The 14,446-nt window shown below is 46.7% G+C and carries 10 protein-coding genes; 5 read left to right on the forward strand and 5 right to left on the reverse strand.

Annotation, left to right across the window (positions count from 1 at the left end; genetic code table 11):
* Window position 1: 1 nt before the first annotated feature.
* The gene (locus HMPREF2794_RS03400) at window positions 2-2,035 is read right to left on the reverse strand and encodes a DUF3857 domain-containing protein (protein WP_022302467.1); all 2,034 of its coding nucleotides are present in this window, start codon (window positions 2,033-2,035) and stop codon (window positions 2-4) included.
* Window positions 2,036-2,128: 93 nt separating this feature from the next.
* Window positions 2,129-3,028 (reverse strand): diaminopimelate dehydrogenase, encoded by a 900-nt coding sequence (locus tag HMPREF2794_RS03405; RefSeq protein WP_022302466.1) that lies wholly within the window; start codon window positions 3,026-3,028, stop codon window positions 2,129-2,131.
* Between the two features lie 178 nt (window positions 3,029-3,206).
* Between HMPREF2794_RS03405 and ruvA the strand changes: the two genes are divergently transcribed.
* The 3 genes from ruvA to HMPREF2794_RS28795 are packed head-to-tail and all read left to right on the forward strand — an operon-like array spanning window position 3,207 to window position 4,990.
* Complete coding sequence (ruvA, locus tag HMPREF2794_RS03410; protein ID WP_022302465.1) at window positions 3,207-3,812, forward strand: Holliday junction branch migration protein RuvA; 606 nt, start codon at window positions 3,207-3,209, stop codon at window positions 3,810-3,812.
* A gap of 36 nt (window positions 3,813-3,848) precedes the next feature.
* Window positions 3,849-4,838: a DUF3843 family protein gene (locus tag HMPREF2794_RS03415; RefSeq protein WP_022302464.1), complete on the forward strand. Its 990-nt coding sequence runs from the start codon at window positions 3,849-3,851 to the stop codon at window positions 4,836-4,838.
* A 14-nt stretch (window positions 4,839-4,852) separates the two neighbouring features.
* Complete coding sequence (locus tag HMPREF2794_RS28795; protein ID WP_087935389.1) at window positions 4,853-4,990, forward strand: hypothetical protein; 138 nt, start codon at window positions 4,853-4,855, stop codon at window positions 4,988-4,990.
* Window positions 4,991-5,417: 427 nt separating this feature from the next.
* Here HMPREF2794_RS28795 and HMPREF2794_RS28800 read toward each other — a convergent pair whose 3' ends face one another.
* Complete coding sequence (locus HMPREF2794_RS28800; RefSeq protein ID WP_029425685.1) at window positions 5,418-6,257, reverse strand: outer membrane protein assembly factor BamD; 840 nt, start codon at window positions 6,255-6,257, stop codon at window positions 5,418-5,420.
* A 283-nt stretch (window positions 6,258-6,540) separates the two neighbouring features.
* Between HMPREF2794_RS28800 and HMPREF2794_RS03425 the strand changes: the two genes are divergently transcribed.
* Window positions 6,541-7,974, forward strand: coding sequence for a CCA tRNA nucleotidyltransferase (locus HMPREF2794_RS03425; protein WP_010539153.1), 1,434 nt, complete (start codon window positions 6,541-6,543; stop codon window positions 7,972-7,974).
* A gap of 317 nt (window positions 7,975-8,291) precedes the next feature.
* Here the strand turns inward: HMPREF2794_RS03425 and HMPREF2794_RS03430 are convergent, their stop codons facing one another.
* Window positions 8,292-9,455, reverse strand: a complete 1,164-nt coding sequence (locus HMPREF2794_RS03430; protein WP_010539152.1) for a M24 family metallopeptidase — start codon at window positions 9,453-9,455, stop codon at window positions 8,292-8,294.
* A 233-nt stretch (window positions 9,456-9,688) separates the two neighbouring features.
* Window positions 9,689-11,026, reverse strand: coding sequence for an NADP-specific glutamate dehydrogenase (gene gdhA, locus HMPREF2794_RS03435; protein WP_010539151.1), 1,338 nt, complete (start codon window positions 11,024-11,026; stop codon window positions 9,689-9,691).
* Between the two features lie 361 nt (window positions 11,027-11,387).
* Between gdhA and HMPREF2794_RS03440 the strand changes: the two genes are divergently transcribed.
* Window positions 11,388-14,360 (forward strand): PEP/pyruvate-binding domain-containing protein, encoded by a 2,973-nt coding sequence (locus HMPREF2794_RS03440; RefSeq protein WP_022302462.1) that lies wholly within the window; start codon window positions 11,388-11,390, stop codon window positions 14,358-14,360.
* Window positions 14,361-14,446: the final 86 nt, after the last annotated feature.

Below are 14,446 nucleotides of genomic sequence, written 5' to 3' on the forward strand. Positions count from 1 at the left end.
TCTATATCTTTTTGAGAACGATCAGTGCCTGATTCTTCTCGATTACTTTGGTCCATATATCCTGTAGCTGGCTGTACTGGTCGGGAAGGAGAATGTGTGTCCGCAACTGGAATACATAGTTGAGGACGACTTTGTTGTCAGTCCTCTGAATCATGTACCTGCATTGCAACTTTCCGTCATCGGTTCTGACGGAATACGACTCGGGTATCTCCTCTACCTCGTATCCGTCGGGAAGCATAAGCGTGCATATCAGGTTGTATTTGTACGGGTACTGAAATTCGACAGGGAGTATGCGCTCCGTCTGGATAAACGGATTCCGCTCCAGTTGCGGGAAGACCATCGGATTGACGTAAAGCCGTCCGCCTGTGGTTTCGGTATCCATCAGGAAGTCGAACTCTTCTTTGATCTGCGTGGGGTCATAGGCATCGTTCTCCTGCTTTAAGTTCTTGAAAGCGAACTTTTCCTTACCGGCATCTAACGGAGTGAAAATCAGTGAGTCTTTCTTCTGGCGGAGCTGTTTCTTCTGGTATTCTACCGCTTCCTGTCCCTGCAGTTGCGTCATGCGGTGTCCTCTGATCTGTCCGTCCTGTACGGTGGCATTGATTTGCATGAAAGCTACATTGCTGCTGAGGTTGATCAGGTCTACCCATTTCTTCTCTTCCGGTTCGTCGGGAGAGAGGATGCGTGCTTTGTTGACACACAAATCGAGCGGTAGCACATTGAGAGCCGGCAGCTCCATGGAACTGTCGAGGTAAACGTAGCCTTGGGTGTCATTGTTGTAGGCGGCGACAAGGAAGGTGTTCAGCTTTTGGAGCGAAGGGAAGTTGAAAGGCAGCACTCCCGTCGAGCGGCGGCTCAGCACGACAGGATAGGAGCGGATGCCGTAGTCTTTGAGAATCCCCATGAGGATAAAGTTCAGATCGGCATTGCTGCCGTTTCCTGCTTTGATCACTTTGTTGAGGTCTCTGCTGTAAAGCTCGTATCTGCCGTTCCAGGAGAGCTTTTGCTTCAATACCCGGAAGGCGGTGATGACTTTCTGCTCGAATGTCATTTCGCTGGTAAAGGCGGCTATGGCTTCTTCTTTAAAAGGATTGTTGAAAGACAAGTGCTTGCCGAAAAGCTCGTCTTCGGGCTTGGTCAGTTGCTTGTCCACGTCTTTCCACTCCTCGCTGAAGGGTTCGTATTCTCTGCCGGGGAAATGGGTGCCTTGCAGGTCGAAGCTGACCTGTATTTTATAATCTTCGGGACACCAGCAGTATGACTCGTCCTGCCGGATGGCGGGGAGGTTCTGCGAGGTGAAGGTCATTTCGCGCGACGGGATGGAGAAGTCTTCCGCTATCTTTGCTATGCCGCTTTGTTGGGTGGTCGTTCCGTGTATGGAGGTCTCTTTTGCTTTGCTGGTTATCCAGTCTTTGCCGCGCAGTTCGATGTTGTAGATGTAGGCGTGGGGGATGGTGATTTTATACTGGTTGTATATCATCGGAAGTTCGTCCTGCATCATCCAGTTGTCGATGTGGGCGAAGTAGTCGGAATAGAGTTTGTAATGGTATTCAATGACGCTGCCGACTTTGACGGAGGGGATCGAGAATTTCAGCAGGCGGATGTGCTGGTTTACCCGTTCGTCGGAGATATGGTCCCGTTTCAGCGGTGTTTCGATGCACTGTCCGTTCTCCAGATGGTAGGAACAGCCGTTTATTTCGCTGGCTCTTTCCTGCCCTCTGTCTTTGTCGGAAGGGGAGTAGTAGGGGATAGTCACATCGGCGTAGGATACGCCCTGGGGCTTCAGTACTTTGATGCGCACCCAATGCTCGGTCACTAACTGGAAGCCGTCTTTATATACGAATTTGCTTTCGCCCATGCGAAACAGGTAGATGGCGGTGGCGGTGGTATCGGGGGCATAGCTGTTCAGAGAGAGCTCTTCCTTTGAAGGTTTTCCGTACTTCAGATTCGGTTTGATGGTGTTACCGGACTGCTGTGGGAAGGTAGTCGATAGCAATAATAACAGAAATGTGGAGAATATGAATAGTCTTTTCATATGGAGTGTGTTTTTCATCTCCGACAAAGATAAAAAAAATAGAGAAAGGTGTACTCCCTTTCTCCATTTTTATTTCAATAGGCGGATAAAATATTATACCAAGTGTCCGATCCACTCTTCACGGTCGCCCGGAAGGAGGTCGATCACCGGAACTTCCACCATCGTGTAGCATCCCGGTTGCTGCTTCATGGAAGCGCGTGCCACGCATACAAGTACCTGTGCGGTGAGCGCAGGATTGTTGATGCGCATGTTGAACTCGAACAACTGGTTCTGTGTTTTACCGGAAACTCCCTTGCGAGTCAGATTTACACCGTGCCCCATATCGAGCAGCGCGTCTACGCTCGGCACAAGTTTTACATGTGTCTCGTCGTTCACGAAGTAAGGGTCTGCTTTGATGGCTGCGGCTACTTCTTCAAATTTGTATCCGTCTTTCAGCTCGATGTACACCATGCGGCGGTGGATTCCCGTTCCGGTAGGAATGGTCATGGAGAGGGCGGCTTTCACTCCGTCGATTGCTTTAACGGCAACTGTGTGTCCCATGCTCATGCCTGGGCCGAAGTTGGTGTAAGTGATTCCTTTCGGAGCGATTGCTTCGAGCATGGTGCGTACGATAGAGTCGCTTCCCGGGTCCCATCCTGCGGAGATGATAGATACGGCTTTGTGCTCCTTGGCGGCTGCATCCAGCGTGCGGCGCAGGTCGACGATGCCTGTGTGGATATCGAAGCTGTCTACCGTATTAATTCCCATTGCCAGGTATTCTTTGGCGTATTTCTCAACGCTGCGGGTCGGCGTGCAGAGGATGGCTACTTCTACTCCTTCCAGTTCCTTGATATCTTTCACTACTGCATAGTTTGCCAACTCTTCCGGTTTGTTCTCTGCTCCTGCACGACGAACGACTCCGGCGATTTCGAAATCAGGCGCTGCCTGCAGCGCTTCAAGTACATAGTGTCCGATATTGCCGTAACCGACAATAGCTGCTCTTACTTTTTTCATTCTTTTATTGGTTTTATATGAACATTTTTCTTTAATTCTGCCACAAAAGTAAACAAATTACTAGGAAGTTTTGTTTACCGCCTGCATTATTTTTAATTTTTTCACCTCTGCCTGCAAGGAGGAAATGTTACGAAAGTCTTTTCATCTGTGGTGAATTTATCTTATCTTTGCTCACACTATGATAGAATATGTAAGAGGCGAACTTGCCGAACTTAGTCCGGCAACCGCAGTGATCGACTGTAACGGGGTAGGCTATGCCGCCAATATATCCCTGAATACTTATTCGGCTATTCAGGGGAAGAAAAACTGTAAGTTATATATCTATGAGGCTATTCGCGAGGATGCTTATGTGCTCTACGGATTTGCCGACAAGCAGGAGAGGGAGATTTTCTTGCTGCTCATTTCCGTGTCGGGCATCGGAGGCAATACGGCGCGTATGATTCTTTCCGCCCTCTCGCCTGCAGAACTGGTGAACGTGATCAGCACCGAAAATGCGAACTTGCTGAAAACGGTGAAGGGAATCGGACTGAAGACAGCGCAGCGTGTGATTGTCGATCTGAAAGACAAGATTAAGACGATGGGAGCGACTGTTGCCGGCGGAAGTGCTTCTGCCGGAATGTTACTGCAGACTGCCAGCGTGGAAGTGCAGGAGGAAGCGGTAGCTGCCCTGACGATGCTCGGCTTTGCCGCCGCGCCTTCGCAGAAAGTGGTACTGGCTATATTGAAGGAAGAACCGGATGCTCCGGTAGAGAAAGTTATTAAATTGGCTTTGAAAAGACTGTAATAGTGCGGGAAAAACTAAACAAGCAACAGAAAAATAATGAAACAAGGGAAAATTTACATGAAAGCATGGCTGGATCTTCATGGTCGTGCGAAGGTGTTGGCGACGGATCACTGGTATCTCGAATTTGCTAATCTTTTATTACCTGTCGTCAGCGAATCTTATTTATATAAATCGGAGACACAGGAGAGCCAGAATCAGGTGACTTTGATGCTGACTCTTTATCTGGAAGATTGTGTGACGGACGGAGGCAACTGGCGGCAGTTTATCCGCTGGCATAAACGAAATTACGGACGTTACCTGCCTTTTTACGAATTGTCGGAAGATTATCTGGCTGATGAGATCAATAAGGAGGACATCGCTTTCTTGCTATGGGGAATCAACTCGCCTGTGGGCGATGATTTCGACGGGGTGGAGAATCCGCTGGATACGGACTTGCTGGAGTTTGCGGATGTGATTTATGCGCAGCTGGAAGCGGTTTTCGAGACAGCGCCTATCAGCGACGGGCTTGCCGGCGACTGGTTGATGGAATCGGAACTGATGGAGAAGAAGCGGACTGCTTTGCCTGTTGCTGCTCCGGGTGATCAGTTGCCTGTGAATGTGGAGCGCTTCCTGAAAGCGAGTGGTGGCGAGCCGTTGATGTTCTTCGATTCTTATGAGGCTTTGAAACTGTTCTTTGTGCAGGCACTGCAATGGGAGGATGAGGAAGATTCTCTGTTGCCTGACTTGAAGGAGTTTTCGGATTTTGTGATGTATGCCAATCCGAAGGGATTGCTGATAGGTCCGGATGTGGCTCCTTATTTTGCCGATAAACGGAACCCGCTGTACAATGCGGAAGTGGCTGAGGAAGAAGCATACGAACTCTTCTGTGAGGAAGGACTGTGCCCGTTCGACTTGCTGAAGTACGGCATGGAACACGAACTGCTGCCCGAAGCGCAATTCCCTTTTGAGAACGGAAAAGAACTGCTGCACGATAACTGGGACTTTGTGGCTCGCTGGTTTTTGGGCGAGTATTACGAAGGAGAATGATCGTCTATTGAGTTATGCCAATCAAAAAAAGTAACAACCCGTTTGCCGGAAAGGCAAAGCCTGCTGCCGGAAAGAAGAAGGTGTCGGGGAAGCGAATCGGTAAGTCTAAGGTAGAAAAGGCTAATAATCAGTTGAATAGGAGGGTGAAATAAGGCTTGGGAGGCTACGCCCTTTCTACCTGTCAGGCTGCGTCGTTTTATGTAGCTAGGTTGTGCCTTTTCCAGATACCAGGCTATTCCGTTTCTCTGAAGCAAGAGGATACGAACAAGGGAATGTGGGTATGCTCCTTTAAAAACAGAAGGAAATATGGTTACAGATTGCTTGTTATAGCAAGATTGAAAACCGTATCTCGTATTGAAATAAAAAACGGTAAGCGATGGAAAGACGAATGTGTTACCTCTAATGAACACAGTCATTCATCGCTTACCGTTTTAATTTATTTTTCCGGGTTTTATTGGTTCTTTTCCCGACTTTACTTATTTCTTCCCGACTTTATATCTTTCTTTTCAAATCGGTCGGCTATTTGTCATTCTCCGGACCTTTTTATTCTTTCGGAAAGCTGTGACTCAGAAAAAGCAATTATTTCTCGGTTGCTTCTTCCAGTGCTTTCCGCTCTTTCTTCTTATTGATAAATCCGATTTTCAGGTTGGCGTCCTCCTGTTCTTTCTTGATTTGCTGCATAGCGGAAAGAATTTGTGTCAGTTCGTAAACGCCTGCTACTGCCTGACGGTCAGCCGGGGTCATAGTCGTGGTGTATTTACGGTCGCCGACAAATTCCACACGGATATTCTTGTCTTTGTTGAGGTTCAGAAATTCGATCACACTACCGTCTTCTCCCAGTTTGTAATCGGCTTTCTCTATTTTCTCGTTCATGTCCGTTGTCTCGTAGCTGTCCTTCGAAGTCGGAGTTTCAGCAAAACTGCCGTCGGGAGTCGTTACTTTGACGCCTACGTGGTGGATATTGCTGGCTCCGCAATAGATGGAAGTCATGCTCATAATGCCCTGTTCGTTCACTTGAAAGCGGAGGAAGGAGCGGTGTAGGTTCTTTTCGATGGCTTGAGTAGGCCAGATATAGTTGCCCACTTGTTGATATTCGGCATCTTTTTCCAGCGTGTACTTGTCTTTGATGGCGTCGAACGCTTCTTGTTTAGACTGAAGGGCACTGTCCAGATAAGCAAGAATCTTTTGTTGTGCCTTGAGTTCCACGTCCAGCATCAATTCCTGACCGGCTTTGCGGGCTTCGAATGCTTTGGGATACAAAATCTTGATACTGTCGATTTGTGTCTTTGCTTCTTCGTAGTCGCCACGTTCGTAGGCAGCGCGGGCAACTGTCAGTTTTTCATTGGCTTTCTTTTCGATGCCGTTTCCGCAGGCTGTCAGTGCCAGCGTGCCGCAAAAGAAGATAATCAGTTTTTTCATCATACCGTTTACATTTTACTATTAGATGACCGGCGATTGAATAGCATTCATCGTTTGATCGCTTACCTTGCACAATTTACGATTCGACGTTTGTTGTTACTTGTCAGTTCATCGCCCATCGTTTACTTTATAGCGGCAAAAATACAAATTATATCCCTTATTTTTGTAATTTTGCCCCCTCAAAACTTGTATTAGTGATAAGTGCCCGGTCATTGGCGGTTGCTAACCGGCTTTGCCGTTGCGCATCGATTGTTTATCACTGATCGTTAAGCACTAAAAAAAGATGATAGAGTTGACTCAAGAGGAATTGAAGCAGCATTTTAGCGAACCGATTTTCGGACAGATAGCCGAAACAGCCGATGCACTCGAATTGGAGTGCTATGTAGTAGGCGGTTACGTTCGTGATATTTTTCTGCAACGTCCCTCTAAAGATATAGATGTAGTAGTAGTAGGCAGTGGAATTGCGATGGCGGAAGCACTTGGAAAGCGATTGGGACGTGGTGCGCATGTCTCTGTTTTCAAGAATTTCGGTACGGCACAAGTGAAATATAAAGGCACGGAAGTGGAATTTGTAGGCGCCCGCAAAGAGTCTTATCAACGGGACTCACGGAAACCTATTGTAGAGGACGGAACGCTGGAAGACGACCAGAACCGCCGTGATTTTACGATTAACGCGATGGCTGTCTGCCTGAATAAAGCGCGCTTCGGTGAGTTGGTAGACCCGTTTGGCGGCATGGAGGACATGAAGGAAAAGACCATCCGCACACCGCTCGACCCGGATATCACGTTCAGCGATGACCCGCTGCGTATGATGCGCTGCATCCGTTTTGCCACGCAACTGGGATTCTATATCGACGACGACACTTTCGAATCGCTCTGCCGTAATAAAGAACGGATTGAAATAATCTCCCGTGAACGCATTGCGGATGAACTGAACAAGATAATTCTTTCGCCCATCCCTTCAAAAGGTTTTGTAGAACTGGAACGAAGCGGACTGTTGCCGTTGATTTTTCCGGAACTGGCTGCCCTGCAAGGTGTAGAAACACGGAACGGCAGATCGCACAAAGACAACTTTTATCACACACTGGAAGTGCTGGACAATATCAGCAAAAAGACGGATAATCTCTGGTTGCGCTGGGCAGCGTTATTGCACGATATAGCCAAGCCTGCAACGAAGCGCTGGGAGCCTAGAGCGGGATGGACGTTCCATAATCATAATTTTATCGGTGAGAAGATGGTTCCGAATATCTTCCGGAAGATGAAACTGCCGATGAATGAGAAGATGAAGTATGTGCAGAAAATGGTCAGTTTGCACATGCGCCCCATTGTGATAGCGGATGATGTGGTAACGGATTCCGCCGTTCGTCGTCTGCTCTTTGAGGCGGGCGATGATATCGACGACCTGATGACTCTTTGCGAAGCGGATATCACTTCCAAAAATATGGAGCGCAAACAGCGTTTTCTGAATAACTTCCAACTGGTTCGCCAGAAGTTGAAAGATCTCGAAGAAAAGGATCGGGTCCGTAATTTCCAGCCTCCGGTGAGCGGGGAAGAGATAATGGAAACTTTCGGCTTGCAGCCTTGCCGGGAAGTCGGCTCTCTGAAGAGTGCGATAAAGGATGCAATTCTGGACGGAGTTATCCCTAACGAGTATGAAGCAGCTCACGCTTTTATGCTGGAAAGGGCGGCAAAGATGGGATTGAAACCTGTGAAATGAGTTCTTTCTTAGCGTAAAGATCAGCTTCAATATAATTGTAAATTAAGATTTAGGCACGGATTCCACGGATTTCACGGTTTTAGTTAATAAAAGAACCGTGAAATCTGTGGAATCCGTGCCTATTATAATCTTGAATATCTGTATGTTTGGATACTGCCTCAAAATCATGCAGAAACTATCTCAAAATGTTGATAGGCTTATCATTGGTAGTCAGCATCACTTAAGATAAATGAAACAACTTAATAAAGTCAGCAGACTATTTTATCATTGACAGTATCATGATATGCCGTTTCTGGCTTTGAGACAACTCCTTAACTTTATGACAGTTCTACGATTTCTTCGTTACAGTTGGTCAGTTTCTCTATCCCATCGTTGGTCACTACCCAAGAGTTTTCGATACCTACGGGACCTATGCCCGGAAGAACAATCTTTGGTTCGAGGGCAAAGACCATGCCCGGTTCCAGTTCCTGCTTGATGCGTGGAGCAAGTACAGGCGCTTCATTGATTTCCAGTCCGATGCCGTGACCGATGAACTTGGCCTGTTGTCCCGTTCCCATGAATCTATCGGCAAATCCTGCCTGAGCAGCCATTTCGATAGCTGTGTTATAAAGCGTTTCGCAAGGAACACCCGGTCTGGCGATTGAAGCAATCTTTTCTTGAATGTCAAGGCACACCTGATGAGCGGTGTAGGCCTCTTCCGACAGTTTGCCGATAGAGAATACACGGCTCATATCGCCCATATATCCGTTAAAGTTACCTCCCAGATCGACCATAACGCTTTGTCCTTCTTTTAGCGGAGTCTTGTCAGCACCTCCGGGCAGGGCGGGATCGAGTCCCCGGCCACCTAAAGCGAAATCGTAAGGAGACGGATAGCCGGCATTATCCCCGGTCAGTACACTTCCCATAAAGATTTCCATGCTGCGGCCAAACACACGGAAGATGCCAAGACAGCCTTGAAGACGCATCAGGCGCTCAATTTCTATCGAGAACTCAATGTCTGTCATTCCGGGACGATAAACGCTCGGAATCAGCTCATATGCCTTTGCATGCGCCATTCCCGAACGACGGAACATTTCAATTTCAATAGCTGTCTTTACGCTGCGTGCCTGACGGATCAGCGGTGTCCCGTTCACGACTTCGGCTTCGGGAAACAAACCTGCCAGCCGGACATATTCCGTGTAAGGAAGTTCGTCACCTTCCAGCATCAGTTTAGTGGGCAAAGGCAAACCTTTTTCTTTCAGAATATCGACAATCTGTTCCGGTTTGCGGATGGAGAACGAGTGTTCTCCGGTGATATTGTTAGGCCGCTTGAAAAACAGCAGTGCCGGTGAATGAAGAGGGAGATAAAGATAGCCGCTGACTACACAGCCATACGTGTAAATTAAATTTGCATTACAAGTAATGAGGGCGGCATCAATGCCTTGTGACACCATCAGACTGCGAATCTTGTCACGGCGGAGTTTTAATTCGGGTTGTAGCATTTTTTATTGTTTACGAATTATTAATTACAAAATCATGAATGATAACTCATTCATTACGAGTTATTTATTTTCAAGAACAAACTCACGAGTAATTATTTACTGTATGATGCTACAAAGATAATTAATTCCATTGAAAATAATGTTAATCTCAAAAAAATAGCGCTACCCGCGTCCTGTCACAGGAGGCGAGCAGCGCAAACCACAAATACAAATACAACTAAACAAAGTCTCTTTTAAATAACGCCTTGTCCCATCATTGCGTGAGCTACTTTCATGAAGCCGGCAATGTTAGCTCCCTTCACATAATTGATATATCCATCGGATTCTGTGCCGTATTTCACGCATTGTGCATGGATACCGTGCATGATAGCGTGAAGTTTTTCGTCCACTTCGGCAGCACTCCAACTCAGGTGCATGGCATTCTGAGACATTTCCAGACCGGAAGTAGCAACACCACCGGCGTTGACTGCTTTACCCGGAGCATACATTACTTTCTTTTCGATAAACAAGTCGATCGCTTCCGGCGTACATCCCATGTTGGAAATTTCTCCAATGCAAAGAACGTTATTTTTTATGAGATTTTGTGCATCTTCTCCATTTAATTCGTTCTGAGTAGCGCAAGGAAGTGCTATATCTGCCTTTACTTCCCATGGACGTTTGCCTTCTACGAAGGTCGCACCCGGATACTTTTCAGCGTAAGGAGCAACAATGTCATTGCCCGAAGCGCGAAGTTCGAGCATGTAATCTATCTTTTCTCCGCTGATGCCGTCCGGGTCGTAAATGTATCCGTCCGGTCCGGAGATGGTGATTACTTTGGCACCCAATTCGGTTGCTTTGGTAGCAGCACCCCAAGCTACGTTACCGAAACCGGAGATCGCCACTGTCTTGCCTTTAATATCGATATTTTTTGCCTGCAACATTTGGTGAACGAAGTACAAACCGCCGAAACCGGTGGCTTCCGGACGAATCAGCGAACCGCCGAATTCAAGTCCTTTTCCGGTGAATGTTCCCGTAAACTCACGGGTCAGCTTCTTGTACATACCGAACATATAACCTACTTCGCGACCGCCTACACCGATATCACCGGCAGGTACATCCATATCCGGACCCAAGTGGCGCCACAATTCCAACATAAATGCCTGGCAGAAACGCATGATTTCCGCATTGCTTTTGCCACGGGGGGAGAAGTCCGAACCGCCTTTACCGCCACCCATAGGAAGCGTAGTCAGTGCATTCTTGAATGTCTGCTCGAAGCCGAGGAATTTCAAAATAGAAAGGTTGACGGAAGCATGGAAACGGATACCGCCTTTGTACGGACCGATAGCGTTGTTGAATTGTACACGATAACCGAGATTGGTCTGAACTTCCCCTCTGTCGTCTACCCAAGTGACACGGAAAGTGAAGATACGATCAGGCTCTACCAGTCTTTCGATGATCTTGGCTTTTTCAAATTCGGGATGCTGATTGTATATATCTTCGATTGAAAGAAGAACTTCTTTCACTGCCTGAAGATACTCTAATTCACCGGGGTGCTTTGCCTCCAAAGAGGACATGATTTTCTGGATGTTCATGATATTATAGTTTAAAAGGTTATTCTGATAAAATGTAAGCTTGTTGCATTGCAAATATAGGAAAACTTTTCAAATGTGAATGATTTCTTGTCTATATTTTGATTAAATAATGATAAAATGATAGTTTTTCTGTCGAACAACATATCTGTCTTATCCACTTTAAAGTTACTTATTCACGTGAATAAAGTCGCTTTAAAGTAAAATGGAGACTTACAAATCTACAAAATAATAAGCGATAAACCAATAAACTTTATAAAGAAGATGGTAGAAAATGAGATTTAAAAAATTAACTTTGCAAAGTAAATATCAAGTAGATAGTACTGTGAATAATTTCATGATGGAATAAAAAAGGAAAGTAACTATGCTCAGCAAATATAAATTAAACCAGCTTTACTTCAAAGATACGCAATTCGCTAATCTGATGACACGGCGAATTTTCAATGTTCTTCTGATTGCTAACCCGTATGATGCTTTCATGCTGGAAGATGACGGACGCATTGACGAAAAGATATTCAATGAATATACTTCTTTATCACTTCGTTATCCGCCCCGTTTCTCGCAGGTATCAACGGAGGAGGAGGCATTGGCGCAACTGGAAAATATGTCTTTCGATCTGGTGATCTGTATGCCGAGTACGGGAGATAATGACAGTTTTGATATCGGGCGGCATATCAAAGAGAAATATGAACATATTCCTATCGTTATCCTGACCCCTTTCAGTCATGGTATCACAAAGCGGATTATCAACGAAGATCTGAGTGCATTTGAATACGTGTTCTGCTGGCTGGGCAATACGGACCTGCTGGTTTCTATTATCAAACTGATGGAGGATAAGATGAACCTCGAACACGATGTGCAGGAAGTGGGTGTGCAGATGATTCTTTTAGTGGAAGACGGCATCCGGTTCTATTCTTCCATTCTTCCGAACCTTTATAAATTCGTGTTGAAGCAGAGTCAGGAGTTTTCTACCGAAGCCCTGAATGCGCATCAGCGCACGCTTCGTATGCGGGGACGTCCTAAAATCGTTCTCGCCCGTACGTATCAGGAGGCGATGGAAATCTATGGCAAATATCAGAATAATATATTAGGAGTCATTACCGACGTCCGTTTCCCGAAAGTGGAACGGGGCGAGAAAGACGGTCTGGCAGGTATCAAGCTTTGCGCCGCCATTCGTAAGAACGATCCGTTCGTGCCGTTGATTATCCAGTCTTCCGAATCGGAGAACTCCTCGTATGCCGCTAAATACGGTGCCAGCTTTATCGACAAGAACTCTAAAAAGATGGACGTTGACCTGCGGCGTATCGTTTCCGATAACTTCGGTTTCGGTGACTTTGTGTTCCGCAATCCGGAGACAGGAGAGGAGATCGCCCGGGTGCGGAATCTGAAAGAGCTGCAGAATATCCTGTTTGCCGTGCCTGCCGAGTCCTTCTTGTATCATATCAGCCGGAATCACGTGTCGCGCTGGCTCTATTCGCGTGCTATGTTCCCGGTAGCCGAGTTTCTGAAGCCGATCACATGGACCAGTCTTCAAGATGTAGATGCACACCGCCGGATTATCTTTGAGGCCATTGTGAAATACCGGAAGATGAAAAATCAAGGAGTGGTTGCCGTCTTCAAACGTGACCGTTTCGACCGTTACTCCAACTTTGCCCGTATCGGTGATGGTTCGCTGGGAGGAAAAGGGCGTGGTCTTGCTTTCATTGATAACATGGTGAAGCGGTATCCCGAATTTGAGGAGTTTGAAAATGCGAGAGTAGCCATTCCTAAGACGGTGGTACTGTGTACCGACGTTTTTGACGAGTTTATGGAGACTAACAATCTCTATCAGATTGCTCTTTCGGATGCCGACGATGATACGATCCTAAGATATTTCCTGAAAGCGAAATTGCCTGACCGGCTGGTAGAGGACTTCTTCACCTTCTTCGATGTGGTGAAATCACCGATTGCCATTCGTTCTTCTTCTTTGCTGGAAGATTCGCATTATCAACCGTTTGCCGGAATTTACAATACGTATATGATTCCTTATCTGGACGATCGGTATGAAATGCTCCGTATGCTTTCCGATGCGATCAAAGGGGTTTATGCGTCGGTTTATTTCAGAGACAGTAAAGCCTATATGCAGGCTACGTCGAATGTGATAGACCAGGAAAAGATGGCAGTCATCTTGCAGGAGGTCGTGGGGAATCAATATGGAGACCGTTACTATCCATCGATGTCGGGCGTGGCACGTTCGCTCAATTATTATCCGTTAGGAGATGAAAAAGCGGAAGAAGGTACAGTGAATCTGGCTCTTGGACTAGGAAAATATATTGTAGACGGGGGGATGACACTTCGTTTCTCTCCTTATCACCCGAATCAGGTGCTGCAGACCAGTGAAATGGAAATCGCTCTGAAGGAAACGCAGACCCGTTTCTACGCTTTGGACTTGAAAAATGCAGGGCATGATTTCTCTATCGACGACGGCTTTAATCTGTTGAAACTTCACGTGAAGGAAGCGGAAAATGACGGCTCGTTACGTTACATCGCTTCTACCTACGACCCGTATGACCAGGTTATTCGTGATGGTTTGTATCCCGGTGGACGCAAGGTGATAACGTTTGCCAATATCCTGCAACACGATGTCTTCCCGTTGGCACGTATCCTGCAACTGGTTTTGAAGTACGGTGAACAGGAAATGAGGCGTCCGGTAGAGATTGAGTTTGCCGCTACTCTGAGCCGCGAACAGGATAAGACGGGAACGTTCTACCTGTTACAGATTCGTCCGATTGTAGACAGCAAAGAAATGCTGGACGAAGATTTGACGCTGATACCGGATGAAGATACGATTCTTCGCTCCAACAATTCATTGGGGCATGGTGTCATGAACGATATTTACGATATTGTCTACGTCAAGACGGACGGATACAGTGCTTCGAATAACCAGGCTATCGCTTGGGAAATAGAGAAGATGAACCTGCAATTTCTCAATGCAGGAAGGAACTACGTGCTTGTAGGTCCGGGACGCTGGGGCAGTAGCGACACATGGCTGGGCATTCCGGTGAAGTGGCCGCATATCTCTGCAGCCCGCGTGATAGTGGAAGCCGGTTTGACCAATTATCGGGTAGACCCGAGTCAGGGAACTCACTTCTTCCAGAATCTTACTTCGTTCGGGGTGGGGTATTTCACAATCAATGCCTTTATGAATGACGGAGTTTACAATCAGGACTTCCTCAATGCACAGCCTGCCGTAGAAGAAACGAAATTCCTGCGTCACGTCCGTTTTGAAAAGCCGATGGTAGTCAAGATGGATGGTAAGAAGAAGCTCGGCGTTGTTCTGATGCCGGGGATTGACTGATTCTTTAAAAGAAATAAAAATGGAAATTATTCTGTTGATATTCAACTGGTTACTGTCTTTCCGAAAAAAAGAGCATGAATCCTCAT

Source organism: Bacteroides sp. HMSC067B03, from assembly GCF_001811315.1.
Lineage (GTDB): Bacteria > Bacteroidota > Bacteroidia > Bacteroidales > Bacteroidaceae > Bacteroides > Bacteroides faecis.